Raw genomic sequence first — 21,082 nt, forward strand, 5'->3', positions numbered from 1 at the left:
GTAGCGCCCTTTTGAGGCGTTAGAGCTGGCGAAATCTCGCGCAGGCTTCGCCGCGCAAAAAAAGGATGAAAGAGAGCTCTCGCTCTCCTTCATCCTTTTTATTTTGCGAGCATAGGCTGGAAGCGGATGTTACATCCGCTCCGGCGCTGACACGCCAACCGCGCGAAGCGTGTTGGCAAGGGTCGTGCGCAGCGCGCCGAGCAGCGCGAGGCGCGCTTGCGTCAAGGCCGCGTCATCCGTGATGACGTAGTGGCCTCTATAGTAGCTATGGAACTGGCTCGCCAGTTCATAGACATAGCGGATAAGCCGGTGCGGCGCATACTGCTCAGCCGCAATGGCGACTTCCTCCGGAAGCTCGCCAATCTTGCGCAGCAAGTCGAACTCCGCTTCGGACGTAAGCGGAGACAGGTCCACCTGCTCCAGCGGAAGCACTTGGATGTTCTGCTCATCCGCTTGGCGGAAGATGCTGCAGATCCGAGCGTGCGCGTATTGCACGTAGAACACCGGGTTCTCGTTAGACTGAGAAACCGCGAGGTCCATATCAAAATCCAGATGCGAATCCATGCTGCGCATCGTGAAGAAATAGCGGATCGGGTCGACGCCGACCTCGTCCATGAGATCCTCCATCGTCACGGCTTTGCCGGTACGCTTGGACATTTTCACCTTTTCCCCAGCTTGGAAAAGGCTAACCATCTGCGCAATCAGCACAACGAGCCGATCGGATTCAAAGCCCAGCGCCGTCATGGCAGCCTTCATCCGCGGGATGTAACCATGGTGATCGGCGCCCCAAATATTGATCAAGCGCTCGTAGCCGCGCTGAAATTTGTTGCGATGGTAAGCGATATCCGGCGTCAAGTAGGTGAAGGAGCCATCGTTTTTGATGAGAACGCGGTTCTTATCGTCACCCAGCGGCGTCGTGTTCAGCCAAGTTGCGCCTTCTTCCTCATACACGTGCCCGTTGTCGCGCAGCTCCTGCAGCACGCCAGGAATGAGGTTATTTTCATAGATCGACGTTTCGGAGAACCAATTGTCGAATTGTACGCCGAAACGGCCAAGGTCGCGCTTGATTTTATCCAATTCCTTCGTGAGTCCGTAAGTGCGGAAATACGCACGGCGTTCCTCTTCGGGCAAGCCTAGCAGGCGATCGCCTTCTTGGGCAGCAAGTTCAGCGGCAAAGCCTTTGATATCTTCACCAAAGTAACCATCCTCCGGCATTTCGGCAGCTTGCCCTAGCGCTTGCAAGTAACGGGCTTCAATGGATTTGGCCAGATTCACAACCTGGTTTCCTGCATCATTGATATAGTACTCTCGGGACACGTCATATCCAGCGAGATCAAGCACATTACACAGCGCATCGCCTACCGCTGCTCCTCGGGCATGTCCTAAGTGAAGGGACCCTGTCGGGTTCGCGCTCACGAACTCAACTTGAACCTTAAGGCCCTGTCCGACATTGGTGGACCCGTAGCGTTCGCCTTGGCTCTGCACCTCTCCGATGACCGGATAAAGATAAACTTTGTTCATTTTAAAATTAATGAATCCTGGCCCTGCGATTTCCGCCTCTGAGATATTCGCTTTTTCTTTATTCAAATTGGCGATAATTTGCTCAGCAATTTGTCTGGGATTCTGCTTCGCGATGCGGGTAAGCTGCATGGCGACATTCGTCGCGAAGTCTCCGTGCGCCTTTTCCTTAGGCACCTCCAATATGATCTCAGGCATTTGCTCCGCCTGAACAATACCTGCGGCCAAGACAGCCTCAGTAATCGCTTGTTTGACGGTCGTTTTCACTTCGTTTAATACATTCATTCGTGTTACTCCTCCTGAATCAACAGCTTGATCCGATAATGTCCTGCATGCGTGCCTGATGCATATAAATCATAGCTCCACCTCGTAATGCCGATGCCCTGCACAGCCTCCGATGTCAGCTCGTGAGTCTCAATTTCAAGTTCCAATCTTCCTTGAGGCGTTTGATAAAAGCCGATCCGCTTCTCTCCTGGCACAAACGGTTGCTCCGCTTGCACATCGCCCTGCCGGATGATCCGTATTTGATTCTCTTCCAGTTTGATGAGCGTCACAGTTCGTCCAAGCTCATTCGGCTCTTCTTCGTAGCGGATGTAGATATGCTCGCCTTTGATATAGAGCTCGCCCTTCGCCTTCTGCACTGTTGTTTCGCTTCCGCTTCGACTCTCGATCCGGATCCGTACACGCTTCTTAGCCGTCATCGTCCGACATTCTCCTGTTCCTATGGACTTCCTAGCGCCTTATGTCAAGATAAGGCAAGTTAGGTATTAGTGTATAATATAAGGTCTGCGAATTCAATGTGTTCCTATGAATCGAACTGGCAAATCGAAGTAGAGGCTGAATTTAACGAGTTCCGTTAAAAGAAGCCGTAAAAATCGTACCGACCACATCATTTTCGATCACCGAATAGGCAACTCCATTTTGCTCCAAATCCGTTTGTAATTCATTTGATGAAGCATTGGCTGAAATATGTAATTGCTGGATTACCTTGGTCCGTTCTTCTGATGAGAGGCTCGGGTCGATTGCTTCTATGACCGGATCGAGCATGGTCTGTGAAGTTGTATCTACCGCGTCCGCAATTCGCCCGATCACACTGATTGTTTGGATCCTGGACTCTTTCTTGCCAATCACAGCCACCATGGTTGTATTGGCGTCCAACGCATATTCAAAAGCTTTATGGTCCCCTAAATCTTCAATATTGGCGCCTTGAATGGTCCACGCTATGCCTCTCTCCTTGGTCGCTTCATTAAATTTGGCAATGAATTGATCCGTAGTGGGAGAATTGCTGGTTGCCTGATCATTTTTCTCCACCTTACTGTTGTCGATAACGGGGGGGACGAGGGTGGGCGCTACTCTAAGCCCCAGTTTGTTGGGCGCTTCAAACATTCTCACACAGATGATAATAACAATGATCCCAATAATGGCAAACACAACCTGTTTAGCTTTCACCCTATCTTCCTCCTAAAAGTCAATAACTCATCACTGATTGATATAAAATCCGCTATCCCGATACACGTAGAAGCCTTTCGTTGGCATAGATATACGCGTAATGTTCGTGGTTTTGATCATGAGAACGTTTTGGTTTTTATACGTTGTTTTCGAGATAGTCCCCTTAATTGTAAGCCATTCATCATTAGCATACTCATTGGCATTCGCATCTTCGACCACGACTCCGACTGGATTCGCATCTGCCGCGCAGCAACTTACGCCCAGCCTTCCAAGCACGAACTTATTCTTGTCCAGCGTTCCCAAACGAAATACAGAACCGGATATTTGTATCTCTTTGCCAACGTAATTATCCAAGTATAAATTAAGTGTTGCCAGTGTCTCCATGTACCGCCCGTCCCTTACTTCAATGACCGGTTGCTGGTAGAGCATGATACCGAACTTGGAGAACACTTCCATTAACCGAATTGGAAACATTCGCTGCAAGTCTTTTTCCTCAATTATCGTTTCGCCGCTCTCTTTTTCAGAGATGGAAGCGTCTATTGGCGTCTTCGCCGACGTTTCACCGTAGGAGACCCCCAACAAAACGTTATCACCAGCAAGGCTTATGCCTTTTTGAGCAACAATCGCGCTTCCGAGCTCCGTGTCCGGCATGAGAAATCCTGCAGCTAACGGGAGCAAAAACACTGCAAAAACCAGGACCTGTTTAAGCGAAAACGAAGTTTCAGAGTGATCGTGGTCATGTCCGCATTCACAAGAAGCAGGCTTGGATTCACCGAAAAACAAAGACAGTGTAGCATACAATTGAACTAGCGCGACGATGAAAAGTACGATGACGGCCCATTTTTCATAACGAACCATGCTTGGTGCCAAATAATATTCGATATGGGTCGTTCTTACAAGGTCTGAAATATAATAGGCGAACAAAAATAAAATCAGTGTTCGAATGCAAGCATACAATTTTGCTGCGCGATGGGTTTGCATTTTGCGTCTCCCTTTCCAAAAATAAAATTTATACGATTAGACCTAAATAATGCACGGCCAGTGTCCCTGCATAAACTAGCCCGGCAACTAACGCGATCAGCAGCAGGACAAAACGTGTTTTGAACATAGAATGGAGCATCAATGTTACTTTCAAATCAATCATAGGTCCGAAAAGAAGGAAGGCAAGCAGCGAAGATTTGCTGAACGTCGTTGCAAAAGAGGAAGCGACAAAGGCGTCTGACGTGGAGCATAACGACAATATATACGCGTAGCCCATCATAAAGAAGGAGCTAACGAAAGATTGAGAACCGATTCCGATGAGATCGTCTCTGGACAAGGAAGTCTGAACCAAAGCGGTGAGGATCGAGCCAATGATCAAATAAGTGCCCATCTGAAATAATTCCACAGAAGCGTGTTTGAATATCGCAATCAGCTTAGCTCCAAGCTGCTCGTAACTACGAAGCGGATGAGCAAGCTTGTGATGGCCGTCTTGTTGGTGACTGCTGTGTGCTGTATGGTTCACAGAGAGGCTAAGACGCAGAGGATTTTTTTTGACTAGAAAATGAATGAGGAGTCCCAGTACAATCGCCACCGCGAAAGCGAGTCCCATCCTGGCGTAAGCCATGGCAGGGTATGTCTGAAAGGCCATACGTGTAGAAATGTAAACAACAGGGTTCAGGACGGGGCCAACAAGGATGAAGACAACGCCAACTGTTATCGGCATCCCTTTATGTATCAGCCGCTTAACAACAGGAATCATGCCGCATTCACAGAGTGGAAAGCATATGCCCAACAAGCAGGCAAATAAGATACCTAAAAATGGATTCTTCGGCGTCCAGCGCCTCACGGTTTCTTCTGTAACGAAAATTTGCAGCACAGAAGATACAAATACACCTAATAGAACAAAGGGTAATGCTTCTAAAATGATGCTCATAAAGATTATCTTGATATTTTGCAGTTGGCTTAAGGAAAGCGTTATATAACCCTGCTTTATGCTTATAAATCCGGCAGATGCAAGAAATAAAGCCATGAATGCTGCCACGACCCCGGATGTTCTTTGCTTCAAGATAATTCGCATATCTCATACCTCCAACAGATTCAAGTTTAGGCAAACGTTTGCAAATTGATGCCCACGAGTCCGATATGAAGGTTACAACGCAAAGAGATTGGTAATCCTTCCATGTTTTTCTATTATATCATTTGAAATAAGAGTTTTGATAGAGTGAACTTGTTGTACAAAATGAACAGATAAAACGGAAATAAGCGCGTCCTCTTTACATTCCATAAAGAGGACGCGCTTTATTTTACATTGAATGGTTTGGAATTATTTCACAAGATCTTCTACGAATTTCGGCAGCACGAATGCCGCTTTGTGCAAACGCGGTGTATAGTATTTCGTTGGGAACTCAGGAATCGAAGCTTCCTCTACTTGTAGCGGATCATGCTTTTTGCTGCCCAGTGTGAATGTCCACAAACCGCTTGGGTAGGTAGGAATGTTCGCGCCGTATACGCGCACGATCGGGAAAATTTCTTTCACGTCACGGTTCACGGTTTGGATCAAATCCGCTTTAAACCAAGGGTTGTCGGTTTGTGCAACGAAGATGCCGTCTTCTTTCAAAGCGTCGAAAATCCCTTGATAGAAGCCTTTGGAGAACAGCTCTACAGCAGGACCAACCGGTTCTGTGGAGTCGACCATAATGACGTCATAGGTGTTTTTGTGATCATGAATGTGCATGTAGCCATCGTTTACGATCACTTCAACGCGCGGATTATCAAGCTCGGCCGCTATCGTCGGCAGGTACTTTTTGGAGTATTCGATGACTTTGCCATCGATATCAACCAGAACCGCTTTTTTCACTTTCGGGTGCTTCATAATTTCACGGATAACGCCGCCGTCGCCGCCGCCTACAACAAGCACGTACTCTGGATTCGGATGTGTAACGAGCGCAGGATGCGCCACCATTTCATGGTAAACGAACTCGTCTCTTACAGTTGTCATGACCATGCCGTCGAGTGTCAGCATCGTGCCCCATTCTTCCGTTTCGATCATCGCCAGATCTTGAAAATCCGTTTGTTCTCTGACGTAGGATTCTTTGACTTTCGCTGTAATGCCGAAGCTATCCGTTTGTTTCTCTGTGTACCACAAGTCCATGTTTATGCCTTCTTTCGCTTCTATATTGGATGAATAAATCCTGAAATTCCATCTCTTACAGTGTTCCACCGAGTGGACATGTCATGCAAAAAGATACGCCGCATTTCGTCCAGCCGCCTCCGTGCAAGGAGCAGACTTTTGAGCCACTCATTATTATAGTTCATCCCCCTCAAAATGCAATATTTTACTAGGCCTTTTACATATTTCACAAAAATATTTTTACAATTCCTTGAATATCGTTTGCCATGCTTTTCCATACTGAGTAGTAATGACTTATGAAGGATTCATGAAAGGAGGAGGCATATATGTCCGATAACAAACGCCCCTCGCCTGCCAAATCGCCCGAAACGGCGAAGGAGCTGCCTTCCCGACGCTGGATGCGCCGTATAAAAAAAACATTCTCGTTCTTGTTCTCCTCTTTCATAATTCTGCTCATCGCCACGGCTGTTTTCCTTGTGTATTTACGCTCTCAAACATTGCCGGCTACGAAAATGCTCCAGACTTCCCAAATGTACGACGCACACGGCGAACTCATCGATACTTTCTATTCAGGCCAAAATCGCCAAGTCGTAGCGCTTAAGGATATTTCACCCTACCTTATTCATGCAACGCTTGCTGTAGAGGATCAGCATTTCTATGATCACTTTGGGGTAGATGTGAAAGCCGTGGCCCGGGCGGCCGTGGTGAATATCCAGGCGATGGCCAAAGTACAAGGCGCAGGCACGATTACGCAGCAGTTAGCCAGGAATTTATATTTAAATCATGACCGGACGTGGTCGCGCAAAATTAAAGAAACGGTTTATGCCATTCAAATGGAAATGCAGCTTAGCAAAGATGAAATTCTCGCGGATTATTTGAATCAGATCTACTACGGCCATTCGACCTATGGTATAGAAACTGCCTCTGAACTGTTCTTCGGCAAGCATGCGAGCGAGCTATCGCTGGCGGAAAGCGCTATGATCGCCGGCGTTCCTAAGGGGCCTCGCTATTACTCGCCTTACTATGATCTCAACAACGCGATGGACCGGCAAAAAATTGTGCTGCAAACCATGGTGCGAAGTGGCTTCATTACACAGGCCGCAGCAGACGCGGCAGCCAAGGAGAAGCTGACGATTCAACCCTTAATGAAGAAAAAGCCGGCTTCCGCCCCCTACTTCCGGGATTACATTCGCATGCTCGCGACGGATAAGCTTGGCATCCCTGAAGATCAGTTGGATGAAGGCGGCATCAAAATATTCACAACGCTGGATATGAATGCGCAAAAAGTTGCTGAAGATGTGATTACCAAGCAATTAGTAGACAAGCCAGATATTCAAGCCGCACTCGTCGCTATCGACCCTAGAACGGGAGCCATTAAAGCGATGGTCGGCGGACGTGATTATGCGGACAATCAGTTTAATCGCGCGCTCTCCAATACAAGACAGCCCGGATCTTCGTTTAAACCGCTCGTCTATATGGTCGCTTTGCAGAATGGCTATACCCCTGCGACTTTAGTCAAGAGCGAGCCTACGGTTTTCACCTATGATCAAGGCCGCCAGACGTATACACCGCGCAACTTTAATGATCAATATGTGAACGCCAATATCGATATGCGTCAGGCCATTTCAAAATCGGATAATATCTATGCTGTCCATACGATTCTCGATGTGGGGCCCGAGAAGGTCATCGACTTGGCGCGCAAGCTAGGAATCGCATCGCCCATGAAGCCACTTCCGTCGCTGGCGCTTGGTTCTTTTCCCGTGAGTCCGCTCGAAATGGCCTCGGCCTTCGGCACGATTGCCAATCAAGGCGTGCACAATGAGACGACTGCGATAGAACGAATCGAGGACGCGAACGGCAAGATTTTATATGAAGCGAAAGTGAACGCCGAGAAAGTTATCACTCCGGCTGTCGCCTACGTCATGACGAATTTAATGGAAAGCGTGTTCGAAGAGGGCGGAACCGGCAACCGCGTTGCAAGCACAATCAAACGGCCGATTGCCGGGAAAACGGGAACCACCGACACCGATGCTTGGCTTGTCGGCTTTACGCCGGAGCTGGCCACCGCAGTGTGGGTTGGCTATGACAAAGACCGCGATATCAGCAACGTGGAGTCGCACTTGGCTTCGCCGATCTTTGCAGAATTTACCGAGACGACCCTGGATGCGATTCCGCCCAAGCTGTTCCCCATTCCAGAGGGCGTAGCCAGCGTGTACATCGATCCGATCAGCGGGAAGCTTTCGAATGAAGATTGCCCCAGCTCTCGCATGGAGACTTTCCTGGCAGGTACAGAACCGACGACGTATTGCACGAGCAAACCTGCCAAGGAACCGCCGAATGGCGACAAAAAAGGAACGCCGAAAGGGCAAAACGGCTCTTGGTGGAACGATCTGAAACGCTGGTGGAACGAGTAGCAAACAGGGTTTCCGGACAACACAAAAAGGCAGAACTAAGCGCGTCTTAGTCTGCCTTTTTGCTGTCCTAGTATATGAGGTAACATACACTAGGGTCTAGTATACTCGGTTACCCCTACCGTCACAATGGATGACACATAATGTTCATATTTTCTGAATAGGCAGGATAAATGCTTATGAAAGCGCATCCTTGAGGCTTTGATCCGAGCGGTTCCACCATTCTTCGTTGTGCGCAACCAGCTGGTTTTTGAGCGCCGCGCGCTCCTTCCCATCCAAGCCGTCAAGGATGAATTTGCGTTTCATCGCCGCATCCATTTTGTTAACGTGATCGGCAAGGATTTTCCAGCCTTTGCGCGCTTCGGTATCCACGAGCATCTCGCAAGCGCTAAGTCCAGCGTAGTAGGCGCCTTCTTCCGTACGATCAACCGCAACCCAAACGATCCAAGCTTTACGGCCGTTCGGCACATCTTCTTTGTTCATCGAGAATTTGATGCCCTTCTCGATTTTACTTTTAGCATGAAGCGCTCCCTCATCCAGATAAGCCTCTTCGCCATCGATAATGATGCTGGATACACTACTCAAGTCGATCGCACCTGCGCCGAAGCCCTTGTGATTCACTTTGGAGCTTACTATATTTAAAGCCAGCTTCTTTTTATCCGCTTCCATCCGAAACACCGTCCTGCTCTTCATTATAAAATGCACTATCATTTTATTGTAGCCAAAGTAACTCCGGAGAACAAGAGCAACGACTACGACACCAGCTTTAACCCAATCGTTGAAGCCATGATGATACCGATATACAGCAGCCTTCGCACGTCCCGGGATTCTCCGTACAAGAGCATGCCTGTCAAGGTAACACCGATCGTCCCGATTCCTGTCCATATGCCATATGCGGTTCCCATCGGAATGGTCTGCAAAGCGATGGACAATAAATAGAAGCTAAGCGATAAGCCCCCTATCATGAACAAGAGCCCCTTGAGGCTAAACCCTTTGCTCAGCTTATTTAAGCCGTAAACACTAAAAATCTCTCCAAATCCAGACACGACTAACCATACCCACGCCATGCTGCCCGACACCTCTATTCCCTGATGATTATCCTGATGCTTCTGTGTGTTGTTTCGATTCAGCGGTAACTCTTTTAAGTCCGATAATGCCTACCAATAAAAGAAGAATCATCGCAATTTTCGCCAAATGGAATGGCTCCTTGAACACGATCATTTCCGTGAGCACGGTTCCGATTGTTCCAATTCCGGCAAATACAGCGTAAACGGTCCCTGTTGGCAGCGCGGCGCAAGCCTTCAGCAGCAAAACAAAGCTTAACGATATCGAGGCTATGACAACAAGCCATCCCCAGTAAGATGCTGCATATTTTAAGCCAGCCACCCAGAACATCTCCGTGATTCCCGAAAGGATGACATACATCCAGTATTTATTCATCTTCTTCACTCCCTGCTACTTCCGCAAGCCCGCCATAAAAAAATCCCAAACCTGCGCTTTTCTTACTTGAAATTCGGCTTCTTCATACAATTGGTATTCCATAAAAAGGCCATCCACCGCGCAATAAAACGCAGCTACGAACGAAGCCGCCTCCATCTGGCGGAATTGGCCCGCTTCAGCGCCAGCCTCATATATCCGGGTCAAACTGACCGTCATTTCTTCCTCCCCTTGCAAAAAGGACGCAAGGAGCTTCTCTTTCAACGCCTCCGGCGGGAAAAAGATAAATCGCTTATAGAACAAGTGATAATAATCCTGTTTAAACGTACCTGTCACTTGGTGAAAATACAACGCGATCTGCTTCTCTGGATCTGCACTCCTTTCCTTCCCATACTGATCCCGCATAATATACACGGCCTTGGTGATAACCTCGTCGGTCGCCGCTAAAAATAAATCCTCTTTAGACGCATAATGCGCATAAATAGAAGGCGTCTTAATTCCTACTTGGCGCGCGATATCGCCGAGCGTTGTTTTCTCATAGCCCATCTTGGCAAAAAGCTCAATTGCCGCTTCACGTATCCGATTGGCACTCATCCCACCACAACCTAACTAATATTAGTTAGGTAAATTATACGCGATCTGCAGCAATTAATCAAATTGCAGAAATATTCCCCAGGTTGTCTACATATATATGGCTGTAGATGCTTGTCAACGGGGTGAAAATCATGAGTGTTTTGTTCAAAAGCCGCAAGGTGCAATGGTTTGTCGTCATGCTCCTTGCAGCAGGCGCTGTCCTGCTGTCTGAATCTTTGCTCCCATCTTCTTTCCATCCCACTATAGCCGTCTCCCGGGAAGAACCGTCTGCGCCCGCGCCGGACATGCAGCAGCCTGACTCTGCCAAACCGCTTGATACCGGGGCCGCGAAGCCGCTCAGCTATCGGATTACCGAGTATCATATGAATGTTGCCTATTTGGCAGATACCAAGCAATTAAAGGGACAACAAACGTTAACGTGGGAAAATCCAGGGTCAGCTCCTGTACAAGAACTGTACATGCATCTGTACCCGAATGCTTTTGCATCCAAGAAGACCACCTTCATGCGCGAGTCGGGAGGCAAGCTCAGGCAGGATGAAGCCAAAGCAGGAAGTGTCGGCAACATCGATCTGCAGTCGGTGAAGGCGGATGATGGCACTGATCTCACGAAACGCATGGAATTTGTTCAGCCCGATGACGGCAACAAGGATGATCATACCCTATTAAAAATCCCTCTCCCCAAAGCAGTCGGGGCCGGAGAGCGTGTGACCCTCACAACGGAATTCCTAGTCAAGCTACCCGTCGCTTTCGCAAGAATGGGCTATGTCGACGACTTCGTCATGGCAGGCCAGTGGTTCCCTAAAGTCGCCGCTTATGAAACCGTGGGCAGCCGCGGCCGCACGACCGAAGGATGGAATCTGCACCAATATCATGGGAATTCCGAGTTTTATTCGGATTTCGGCATGTATGATGTGAAAATTCAAGTTCCTTCGAACTATACCGTCGCCGCCACCGGCTTCCCGGTCAAGCCAGCCGTAACCGAGAATGACAAAAAAACCTATCAATTTTATGCCGAGGATGTCCATGATTTTGCTTGGTCCGCTTCGCCCAATTTCGTCTATGCGGAAGAGCCGTTCTCCTCGCCCCAAGTTCCCGGCGTCAAAATTAAGCTGTATCTCGATCCGAATCATAAAGACTTGAAAGACCGCTATATGTTTGCCGCAAAAAAAGCGCTGGCCCGCTACAGCCAGTGGTACGGTACGTACCCGTACTCCACGCTTTCCATCGTCGTCCCGCCTCCAGAAGGCAACGGCGCGGGCGGCATGGAGTATCCGACACTGGTCACCGCTTGGGGAGCGAGCGACAAAAATCCCGATCTCGAGCTGGAACGCGTCGTCGTCCACGAAATCGGACATCAATTCTTCTATGGACTCGTTGCCACGAACGAATTCGAAGAGGCATGGCTGGACGAAGGCTTTACCTCCTACGCAGAAGACAAAGTCATGGAAACCGAATATGGCGTTTCCGCCAATTTGCCTGTAGAGGCCAGCTATATCACGTCGCCTAATGCGCTCCAATTGAATGCATGGGAATACAAAGGCCACGATGAATATGCCGACAACGTCTACACACGGGCCAAGCTGGTTTTGAGGGAGATTGAAAAGCAGGTCGGCACCAAAACCATGGACCGCATTATGACCACCTACTTTCAGCGGTGGGAGTTTAAACATCCTTCCACGAGAGACTTCCAGAAGGTTGTTGAGGATGTGACCAAAACGAAATGGGATGACTTCTTCGACCAATACGTATACGGCAGCATGATGATGGATTATGCGGTCGAAAGCATTCGCGTCAAGCCTATCGCAGCGAAAGGCACGGAATCCTACGAAAGTACGATTCTTATTGTCAAGCGCGGCGGCGACTCCCCAGCGGTGCCCATCCAGTTCCATTTCACCGACGGGACCTCGCTGGATAAAACATGGGATGGCGCCGATGGCCGTATCGAATATACCTTAACCCACGGCAGCCCCATCGATTGGGTGCGCATCGATCCTAACTATTCATTGGTGCTTGAAAACAAACACATCAACAATTTCATGCAAACGAATGTCGATGCCAAATGGAAAATCCGCTGGAATCTTGGCATTATCCAACTCTTACAAACCGTATTCAGTTGGGTCGCTTGGTGAAATTAAAGGAAAGCTCAGATCATGCTTTCGATGCCAGTTTTCCTAAAGGAAAACTCTTAGGAGGGGTCCCCGTGAAAAGTTATATGAAGATCGGCTTTCTGACGGCGCTCAAGCAGCCCTTTGCTGTCATTGTGCTATTCCTTTACCAAATGAGCTGGGGGGTGCTGCTGTATAAGCTGATCCAGTCCGTACTTGTTCCGCTTATGCATCGCTTCCCCGGCGGCCAGCAGCCTAAGCAGGCACTGCAGCTGTTTCTGGCCGAGGGCCAGTTCCAGCTGCTCAAAACCGATCTCAGCCACTCTTATTTCTGGTGGCTGGCCTTGCTGCTGAGCGCTCGCATGCTGCTTACGCCAATGCTCAACGCCGGCGTCTACTATTCGCTCGCACATCGTCACCAGAATGCCGGCTACCGCTTTTTCAAAGGCATAAAGGAGCTGACCCTCCCTTTCCTGCTCAGCTATTTCATCCGCATAGCGCTGTCCTCGCTGCCACTCATCTGGCTCATCTCAAAAGTGCAGCACATCTTTACGCACACAACCTCCTATGAGGATGTCGTCCTCGGGCTGCTCCCTTGGCTGCTGGGCTTGCTTGGTTACGGTTTTCTCTTGCATCTAGTATTTATGCACATTCAATTCGCAATAGCTACAAGAATCGGCATCCTTGCCACATTAATCACTTTTATTCGCCATTCGCTTCCGATCATAGGGCTGGCACTTCTTCTCCTGCTCCTATCAGGACTATTGGCGGGGGTAACCGCGGCAACGACCTATATCTGGGCAGGTCTGGCAGCACTGCTCATCTATCAGCTGTTTCCGCTATTCAACATGTTTTTGCACATGTGGGCGATTACCTCGCAATATCAGCTCTGGTCTGCCAAAATTAACAACTAAAATAGGCGAATGTTGCCCAAATTTCATGTAATCTGCGCTTCCCCTTGAAAAAGGGGCTTTTTTTTGTCTATTTCCAGAACTATTTCACATATTTTTATAGAATAGCGCATAGAGAAGGAGGAATTTCGATGTTTATGGCGAATTATTCAGATTAGAACACAAAAACCAAATATTTCATGCCGAATTCCCAATTTTTGTGGGAAACGGGGGAACCACTCCGGGTGAATTGATCTTGCTAGACAGGGATCATAGGGAACCTTCAACCGAACCCTCCAGCTAACCTCGTAGGCACCGGAAGGAGACAAGCAGTTGAAAAAGGTTGTTGCTCTCGTTTTCAGTCTTGTTTTGTTTTTGAGCATTGGTGCAGGAAGCGTTTTCGCAGCACAGTCACAGTTGGATGAAACGGTAGATAGCTTAGTTGGAACCCCGTATCAATACGCAGGAACCACAACCAAAGGCTTTGATTGCTCCGGCTTCACCTCGTATGTGTTCGATCAATTCGGTATCGATCTTCCCCACAGCTCCAAATCACAAGACCAAGAAGGCTACTGGGTTGACAAATCCGACCTTCGAAAAGGCGATCTCGTTTTTTTCAACACCGATGGTAAAGGCATTTCTCACGTAGGCATCTACCTGGGAGACGGTGAATTCATTCACTCCGCTACCAACAATGGCGTTGTAAAAAACAAGCTGAGCGAATCTTATTACGCGAAGCGGTATGTATCGGCCAGACGTGTGCTCTGGGATGATATTTACAATCAATTGACTGCTGTCCAATCCAAGTAATTTTATCGTAATACCTATGAATAAAGCCTTGAAAGTGCCGCTTGGAAGAGCCGCTTTCAGGGCTTTTATTCATTCCCGCCGCAGCAGCCCCTGCCGCAATACGTAAAAGAAGTTATTTTCCTCTAGAATGATAGGCAAGATATGGTTATAATGGGTCATATATCATCTTGAGGAGGTTCCTACATGGATCCACATCTGAATCAAACACCTAATTATCAACCTTCAACGTTTACACCACCCACAAATGGCAAATCAATCGCCGCGATGGTGCTCGGCATTTTGTCGATCATTATTCCGTACATTGGTTTTATTCTGGGAATCATTGCAATCGTTTTCTCACGAATCGCGGCAAAAGAGATCAAGCAGCGCGGTGAGCAAGGCAAGGGTTATGCTACCACAGGCCTGGTCTGCGGCATCGTCGGAACGGCTTTATACGCAATCATCATTGTCGTTCTCGTCATTATCTTTGCATTCGCCGTAAATAGTCCTGATTTCCCTACTACGTTCTAACCATACAACGCAATTTATAATAACCATATATTGTTTTCTAGGTTTCCGTGGGTGGCGTTACGCGCCAGACGGGTCCGCGAGAAAACGCACCGTGCATACACTGTGGGCACGGAGGGGAAAAAGCCCGGGAGTCCTATCGCTAAGCGATACGGCTTCCAGGCTTTTTCTTTTTTGTTGTGACAAGCATGACGATAGGAACCGAGTGAAGTGATGTGCTGCGTGAGTACGGACTTCCTGGTAAACCTAGTCCACGTCATTCGAGAAGGGCGACAGAAGAAGATGAGCAGGTTGGCTTGGTTGTATTTGGTCATTGCGGGTGTTTTTGAAGTGGTGTGGGCGGTTTTGTTGAAATTTTCGAACGGAGCAACCTATCTTCATCCAGTCAAGTTTTTGTGGCAAGGGGATGGCGCTTGGTGATCAGGGGACGTAGTCACGGGGAATTGGCGCGCGGTGATCAGGGGACGAAGCCACGGGGCGGTGGCGCGCGGTGATGCGAGACGAAGACACGGGGCGACGAAGCCACGGGGAATTGGCGCACGGTGATCAGGGGGACGTAGTCACGGGGGGGGGGGGGGGAGGTTGGCGCGAGGAAGGGTCGAAGGATCGCGGCATCCATCTAAACGGAACGTCATTCCCTTATTTTTCTCATTTGCCACCTATTCTAAGGTGTAAGGGATCGTGGTTCCTCTATTTCGGTTTTTCTCAGCGGAAAATCAAGCAAAACGCAGAAATAAGATACTCCTGTTCCGCGAAACCAAATTGTAAACGCTAACAATTTAAAATAGAGGATCTGTGTTCCACAAACGATTCGTTCCATACCCCTGCTGCAACATCAACCCAGGACACTCCCTCCTGCCATCTCTATGCAAAAAAGAATACTGCCAGTCAGCCTAAGCTAACTGGCAGTATTCTATGTTAAGCGCGATACTGTGCTTGATGCAGCCGGCTGTAAATGCCTCCGACCGCAAGGAGCTCATCGTGCCCGCCCTGCTCTGTGATGCCTTGCTCCGTCACGACGACGATGCGGTCGGCATTCTTGATCGTCGCGAGCCGATGCGCGATAACCAGCGTCGTGCGGCCCTGAGACAGCTCGGCCAGCGATTGCTGGATCGCAGCCTCCGTCTCGGTGTCGAGCGCCGATGTCGCCTCATCGAGGATGAGGATCTGCGGATTTTTCAGGAACATGCGCGCAATCGCGAGGCGCTGCTTCTGGCCGCCGGAGAGCTTCACGCCACGCTCGCCGATAACCGTCTCCAGTCCCAGCGGCTGGGACTGGATGAAATCCTCCAGCCGCGCCCGGCGGGCGGCTTGCCAGATCTCCTCTTCCGTCGCGCCCAGCTTGCCGTAAGCGATGTTCTCGCGCATCGTGCCGGCGAAGAGAAACACGTCCTGCTGGACGATGCCGATTTGGCGGCGCAGCGATTCCAGCCGGATGCTGCGAATGTCCATGCCGTCGATGGAGATGCTGCCTTCACTTACATCGTAGAATCGGGGCAGCAGGCTGCATATCGTCGTCTTCCCAGCGCCGGATGGACCAACGAAGGCTACGGTCTCTCCGGCGCGGATCATTAAATCGATGTTATTCAGCACCTTCGCTCCCCCGACATCACCATAGCCGAAGGACACATCTTTGAAAGCAATATCCCCAACGAAATGGCTCACAGACTTCGCGTCAGGGCGATCCGCCACCTCGGGCTCAGTATCCATCACTTCCACATACCGCTTAAAACCGGCGATCCCTTTGGGATAACTTTCAATCACATTATTAATTTTCTGAATAGGCCCGAGAAACACGTTCGTTAACAGCACGAAAGCAATAAACTCCCCATAGGTAATCTGTTTGTCAATCACAAACCAGGTTCCGCAGATCAGGACAAAGACCGTCACGAGACGCATCAGAATATAGCTGAGCGATACATTCCAGGCCATAATCTTGTAGGAAAGCAGCTTGGTCAACCGGAAGCGTCCATTGTTGGTCTCGAACAGCTTCTTCTCGTAGGACTCATTGGCGAACGCCTGCACCACGCGAATCCCACCGATGTTATCCTCTACTCTAGCGTTAATATCGGCCAAATCCCCCATCATACGGCGGAATGTCTTCGTCATCTTTTGATTAAAGTAAACCGCGATCCACAGCAGAAACGGCACGATGATGAACGTCAGCAAAGCCAACTTCACGTTAATCATTAACATCAGTGCAAGTGCGCCAAACAAGGTCATGACCGCGATGAATAAGTCCTCCGGGCCGTGATGCGCGACCTCTCCGATCTCCAGCAGGTCGTTGGACATACGCGACATCAATTGCCCCGTCTTGTTGTTGTCGTAGAAACGGAACGAGAGCTTCTGCAAGTGGTCGAACATTTTTTTGCGCATATCCGTTTCGATATTAATGCCTAGCATGTGACCCCAGTAGGTGACAACGAAGTTAAGCAGCGTATTCAACCCGTACACAGCCAGCAACCCGACACATGCCCAGACAATCCATGCCCAATTCCCCGCTGGCAGCAGTTTATCCACCACTTGATTAACAGCAAGTGGAAATCCAAGTTCCAATAACCCCGCTACGACTGCGCAGGTAAAATCCAAAATAAATAAATGCTTATAAGGTCGATAATACGAAAAAAACCGTCGCAACATAAATATGCCCCACCTTCCTCCGCCCATTATAACCGATAGTAAGAACTGTGGGGAGCCTCCCTATTATTCGCTTATCGCATAACCTCTTGCTGGTCGCGATATTCCTGCGGACTTACGCCCTCCATCTCTTTGAACACACGGCTGAAATGCTTCGTATTCTCAAAGCCCGCCTGCTCGCTGATTTCGTATACCTTGTAATCCGTCGTTGCGAGCAGCTCGCGCGCCCGGCTAATACGCAGTCTTTTCAAATAATTCACGAAACTTTCCCCGGTGTATTCTTTAAAAGCTTGACTGAAATAGGAATAGTTCAAAGACACATGATTCGAAACGATTGCCATGTTCAAATCCTTTTGATAGTTCGCCTGCATATATTGCACGGCTTTCTTCATTTCCTTGTGATCGATATGCAGCGTCTTCATCGTTCTGACATAGTCGTTCAGCCGACTCAGCAAACTTTCGACCGTATGGAAATAATCGTGGAAGTAATGAAAATTCGAAATATCTCCGACCATTTTGAAATGCCGCAGAATTTCCACCGATTCGCCTCCGTACACATGAAAAACTTTATCGAACACAAGCTCGTTCAAAGCTTTGTTGACCGCATTCAGATAAGAGATATCGTAATAGGCAACGGTTTTCATATCCAGCACTTCCAGCAGCAAGGCCATCATTTCCTTGTCACGGCCCGAGCCGAGCATGTTGGTTATCTTTTTGATTGTTTCTACAGGCACAATGAAATCCGTGTTTTTGTGACGAATGCTATCATAGTGAACAGTGCCTGGCATAGACTGCAGAAACGTATATTGCAATGCCTTCTGGGCACTTAAATAAGCACTCTGCAATTGCAATCCGCTGCGCGTGCAGTCACTCAATCCCATGCTGTACGTGAAATAACCCGCTCCGGCGATTCGCTCCGCCAAATAGTGAAACAGTTCCCCGTGCTCCGCAATCAGCACCAATTGATTCTCCTTATCCCAAACATGCGCACGCCGCTTGCGGTAATGCTCCGGCGCATTGCTTATCTCCGCTTGGATTCGCGTCACAAACTCAGCATGCTTCATTCCTCCAACCGCGCCTCTATACTGCAAGATGCCTAATTGGAAGCCTTCTTCGATCCACTCCATGCCAATCTGCTTCAGCATACTGCTCAGCGCTTCCCCATCCATATGAGGGTGCCTGAGCATGTAGCTTAGTTGGCTTTCCTGAAAGGCTTCCCGCTGCTGCAGCGAGTGGGTCAACTGCTCCGTTATTTGCATTTTCAGGCTGATTTCTTTCTCGATGCGAGTCAACGTGCGGGATAGTTCGTCACGGACAATTGGCTTCAGAAGGTATTCCTTCACTTCACAGCGAATCGCTTCCTTCGCATATTGGAAATCATCATGCCCGCTCAAAATCACGATAGCAGGCTTCGAATTCATTTCCTGAATCCGGTTAATGAGCGTTATGCCATCCATGACGGGCATGCGTATGTCCGTAATAACAATGTCGATGGGCAAGCTCTCCAAGAGCCGCAAAGCTTCCGCCCCATCCTCAGCGAAGTCGAATTCATAGGCGTCTGGAAACTCACGCACAATCATTGCCTTCAAACCGAGCCGGATATTTTTCTCATCGTCAACGATAAGCATTTTTCTCATCAGCAGACATTCCTCCGGTTAAAATTAAATAAGGCAGCCGCATCAGCACCTTGGTCAGCACTCCCTCTATACTCACCACATGAATCCCGTACTCGTACCCGTAATACATCCTGATCCGCTGTGTCACATTGCGCAGACCGATGCCGCTGCCATCCTGTTCTCCCTTAAAATGATAACCGTATTTGTGGCGGAACTGATCGTCCTCCATGTTGATTTTGGCGTGCAGCTCTTCAAGCCTATTAGCCGTCATTCCTGCTCCATTATCCGCGATCTCGAGCAGCATGCCTTCCTCCGTCTGGCTTGCCCGAATGGAGATGGCTATCCCGTCTTTCCTCGCTTTCTCGCTATTCATACCATGCTTAACAGCATTCTCGACAAGCGGCTGCAGAGACATCTTCAGCACATCCTGATCCAGGTAAGCTTCCGGGATCCCAAGCTTCAGCTCCAGCTTATTGTCATATCGAATGTTCATAATGGCGATGTAATTCTGTATATGCTGAATTTCGTCCCGCAGCCGGACATGTTCGCCCGACCATTTCAAGCTGTAGCGCATCATCGCGCCAAGAGACGTTAGTGAGTCGGAGATGACGTACTGGGCTTCCACTTCCGCCATCATTTTCAAGTTTTCTAATGTATTGTAGAGGAAATGGGCATCAATTTGATTCTTAAGCGCATTCAGTTCTGCTTCCTTCGTGGCTGCTTGCTTGTTCACGGCTTCAACGATCAGCTCATTCACCTTCTTGAGTATTTGCCGGAAATGGTGCGCCAGCTCGCCAACTTCTCCGCCGGCATCCATATCAATATGCACATTAAAGTCGCCTCTGCGCACCTTTTTCATCGAATCTCGCAAAATGTGCAGCTTTTTCAATATCAAAGCCTGCAGGAAATACGTAATAACAGACAACACCGCAATCAGTACGACAGCCGCAGCGATAAATAAGTTTCGGGTGCGCTGAATTTGCGTTAACGGTTCTTTTAGGGACACCACATTCAGTAAGAATGCTCCTAGATTATCAATGGGCGCGGTTAAGATTAGATAAGGCGTATCCTTGACGTTAAAAATGAAATTCGATCCATCGAGGTGCGGATAGGCCTCCCACGCTTCACGAAGCTGCCCCAAATCCACTCCCTTGAAAAAAGCATCGCCGCTTCCGGTAAACATCCCGCCCGACCGGTCAACGACCAGCATATGCGATTGCCCGTCCTGTATGGGACTGAACGTCTTTTGGAAAAACTTATCGATCAGCATATCGACTTCAAGAATAGCGACATGCGTATCTGTCGGATATTTAATTTCCTTGAGCAGTGATACATACGTCGAGCTGGTATCATTGTCTGTGTTGGAACGATTCATAATATCTTTCTCGTTCTCCAGGATCCTCCACTGGGTCTCGCCTTTGCCCCCTAGCACATCCTTGTACCAAGCTCTATTCGCAATACGGCTCTCATTAAAAATAACCGGCCAAATCTCCTTCGTGTTCGGATTGTCGGTAAACAGGCGGACATTGGCAATATTCGGGTTGTTAAACAGGAGCCGTTGAAAGTTTGTATTCGTATTCATATTAAAATCAACTAAATCGGCCACTTCCGGTTCGCTGGCATTATACAAATAATTAAAGACTTCTCGATCAGAAAGTGAAAGCTGTGCCGCACGCCCCATCATTTCAATGTTGCCAAGAATACTGACCTTCTCGTTCTCTAACGCATATTGATTCTTCTTCACCGTATCTTGAATCGTATTCTGATAAAATCCGTTAAATAAATACCAGGAGACCAAAATAATTGGAATTAAAATAATAACAATATAAGCGCCGATTAGTTTCGTCTGAATCGAAATGCGGTTCGTTATCTGTACGAAACGCATTCTCCATCTTCGGAGTAAAGATCTCATGGCCCCACACCCCGTCTGTCTATTCCTAGCCTTAGTTTAATATAAAATGCGCCGGATGCGGGAACGAATTGCAGCGAAAAACCC

General features: G+C 48.7%; 19 protein-coding genes and 2 riboswitches. Of the genes, 6 read left to right on the forward strand and 13 right to left on the reverse strand.

Going from position 1 to position 21,082, the window contains the following annotated elements; all coding sequences use genetic code 11:
- Positions 1–129: 129 nt before the first annotated feature.
- The 6 genes from argS to speE all read right to left on the reverse strand — a co-directional run bounded on the left by argS (position 130) and on the right by speE (position 6,100).
- Positions 130–1,803, reverse strand: a complete 1,674-nt coding sequence (argS, locus tag ABRS97_RS08595; RefSeq protein WP_367812922.1) for an arginine--tRNA ligase — start codon at positions 1,801–1,803, stop codon at positions 130–132.
- Between the two features lie 5 nt (positions 1,804–1,808).
- Entirely contained in the window at positions 1,809–2,219 is a 411-nt protein-coding gene (locus ABRS97_RS08600; RefSeq protein WP_367812924.1) for a YwiB family protein, read from the reverse strand.
- Positions 2,220–2,361: 142 nt separating this feature from the next.
- On the reverse strand, positions 2,362–2,967 hold the full coding sequence (locus ABRS97_RS08605; RefSeq protein ID WP_367812925.1) for a hypothetical protein: 606 nt from the start codon (positions 2,965–2,967) through the stop codon (positions 2,362–2,364).
- A 30-nt stretch (positions 2,968–2,997) separates the two neighbouring features.
- The gene (locus ABRS97_RS08610; protein WP_367812927.1) at positions 2,998–3,948 is read right to left on the reverse strand and encodes a TIGR03943 family putative permease subunit; all 951 of its coding nucleotides are present in this window, start codon (positions 3,946–3,948) and stop codon (positions 2,998–3,000) included.
- Between the two features lie 28 nt (positions 3,949–3,976).
- Positions 3,977–5,026: a permease gene (locus tag ABRS97_RS08615; RefSeq protein WP_367812929.1), complete on the reverse strand. Its 1,050-nt coding sequence runs from the start codon at positions 5,024–5,026 to the stop codon at positions 3,977–3,979.
- 246 nt (positions 5,027–5,272) lie between these two features.
- Positions 5,273–6,100 (reverse strand): polyamine aminopropyltransferase, encoded by an 828-nt coding sequence (gene speE, locus ABRS97_RS08620; RefSeq protein WP_367812931.1) that lies wholly within the window; start codon positions 6,098–6,100, stop codon positions 5,273–5,275.
- A 305-nt stretch (positions 6,101–6,405) separates the two neighbouring features.
- On the opposite strand from speE, the gene ABRS97_RS08625 reads away from it, so the two are divergent.
- Complete coding sequence (locus ABRS97_RS08625) at positions 6,406–8,493, forward strand: transglycosylase domain-containing protein (protein ID WP_367812933.1); 2,088 nt, start codon at positions 6,406–6,408, stop codon at positions 8,491–8,493.
- A gap of 174 nt (positions 8,494–8,667) precedes the next feature.
- Here the strand turns inward: ABRS97_RS08625 and ABRS97_RS08630 are convergent, their stop codons facing one another.
- The 4 genes from ABRS97_RS08630 to ABRS97_RS08645 form a co-directional block, all read right to left on the reverse strand.
- The gene (locus ABRS97_RS08630) at positions 8,668–9,159 is read right to left on the reverse strand and encodes a YwhD family protein (protein ID WP_367812935.1); all 492 of its coding nucleotides are present in this window, start codon (positions 9,157–9,159) and stop codon (positions 8,668–8,670) included.
- Between the two features lie 83 nt (positions 9,160–9,242).
- Complete coding sequence (locus ABRS97_RS08635) at positions 9,243–9,557, reverse strand: DMT family transporter (protein ID WP_367812937.1); 315 nt, start codon at positions 9,555–9,557, stop codon at positions 9,243–9,245.
- A gap of 28 nt (positions 9,558–9,585) precedes the next feature.
- Entirely contained in the window at positions 9,586–9,930 is a 345-nt protein-coding gene (locus tag ABRS97_RS08640) for a DMT family transporter (RefSeq protein WP_367812939.1), read from the reverse strand.
- Between the two features lie 15 nt (positions 9,931–9,945).
- Positions 9,946–10,521: a TetR/AcrR family transcriptional regulator gene (locus ABRS97_RS08645; protein ID WP_367812941.1), complete on the reverse strand. Its 576-nt coding sequence runs from the start codon at positions 10,519–10,521 to the stop codon at positions 9,946–9,948.
- A 131-nt stretch (positions 10,522–10,652) separates the two neighbouring features.
- On the opposite strand from ABRS97_RS08645, the gene ABRS97_RS08650 reads away from it, so the two are divergent.
- The 5 genes from ABRS97_RS08650 to ABRS97_RS08670 all read left to right on the forward strand — a co-directional run bounded on the left by ABRS97_RS08650 (position 10,653) and on the right by ABRS97_RS08670 (position 15,253).
- Positions 10,653–12,650, forward strand: a complete 1,998-nt coding sequence (locus ABRS97_RS08650; RefSeq protein WP_367812942.1) for a M1 family metallopeptidase — start codon at positions 10,653–10,655, stop codon at positions 12,648–12,650.
- A 71-nt stretch (positions 12,651–12,721) separates the two neighbouring features.
- Positions 12,722–13,540, forward strand: coding sequence for a hypothetical protein (locus ABRS97_RS08655; RefSeq protein WP_367812944.1), 819 nt, complete (start codon positions 12,722–12,724; stop codon positions 13,538–13,540).
- A gap of 167 nt (positions 13,541–13,707) precedes the next feature.
- A riboswitch (cyclic di-AMP (ydaO/yuaA leader) is annotated at positions 13,708–13,846 on the forward strand.
- A 3-nt stretch (positions 13,847–13,849) separates the two neighbouring features.
- Complete coding sequence (locus ABRS97_RS08660; protein WP_367812946.1) at positions 13,850–14,326, forward strand: C40 family peptidase; 477 nt, start codon at positions 13,850–13,852, stop codon at positions 14,324–14,326.
- Between the two features lie 183 nt (positions 14,327–14,509).
- The gene (locus ABRS97_RS08665) at positions 14,510–14,836 is read left to right on the forward strand and encodes a DUF4190 domain-containing protein (protein WP_367812948.1); all 327 of its coding nucleotides are present in this window, start codon (positions 14,510–14,512) and stop codon (positions 14,834–14,836) included.
- Positions 14,837–14,862: 26 nt separating this feature from the next.
- Positions 14,863–14,969: riboswitch (guanidine-I (ykkC/yxkD leader) on the forward strand.
- 146 nt (positions 14,970–15,115) lie between these two features.
- On the forward strand, positions 15,116–15,253 hold the full coding sequence (locus tag ABRS97_RS08670) for an SMR family transporter (protein ID WP_483312432.1): 138 nt from the start codon (positions 15,116–15,118) through the stop codon (positions 15,251–15,253).
- A 498-nt stretch (positions 15,254–15,751) separates the two neighbouring features.
- On the opposite strand, the gene ABRS97_RS08675 is transcribed toward ABRS97_RS08670, so the two are convergent.
- The 3 genes from ABRS97_RS08675 to ABRS97_RS08685 all read right to left on the reverse strand — a co-directional run bounded on the left by ABRS97_RS08675 (position 15,752) and on the right by ABRS97_RS08685 (position 20,998).
- Positions 15,752–17,473, reverse strand: coding sequence for an ABC transporter ATP-binding protein (locus ABRS97_RS08675; RefSeq protein ID WP_367812950.1), 1,722 nt, complete (start codon positions 17,471–17,473; stop codon positions 15,752–15,754).
- 71 nt (positions 17,474–17,544) lie between these two features.
- Positions 17,545–19,107: a response regulator transcription factor gene (locus ABRS97_RS08680; RefSeq protein WP_367812952.1), complete on the reverse strand. Its 1,563-nt coding sequence runs from the start codon at positions 19,105–19,107 to the stop codon at positions 17,545–17,547.
- Positions 19,085–20,998 (reverse strand): cache domain-containing sensor histidine kinase, encoded by a 1,914-nt coding sequence (locus ABRS97_RS08685; protein ID WP_367812954.1) that lies wholly within the window; start codon positions 20,996–20,998, stop codon positions 19,085–19,087. The genes ABRS97_RS08680 and ABRS97_RS08685 overlap by 23 nt, the downstream gene beginning before the upstream one ends.
- Between the last annotated feature and the right edge of the window lie 84 nt (positions 20,999–21,082).

The organism is Paenibacillus tabacirhizosphaerae (genome assembly GCF_040812395.1).
GTDB lineage: Bacteria > Bacillota > Bacilli > Paenibacillales > NBRC-103111 > Paenibacillus_E.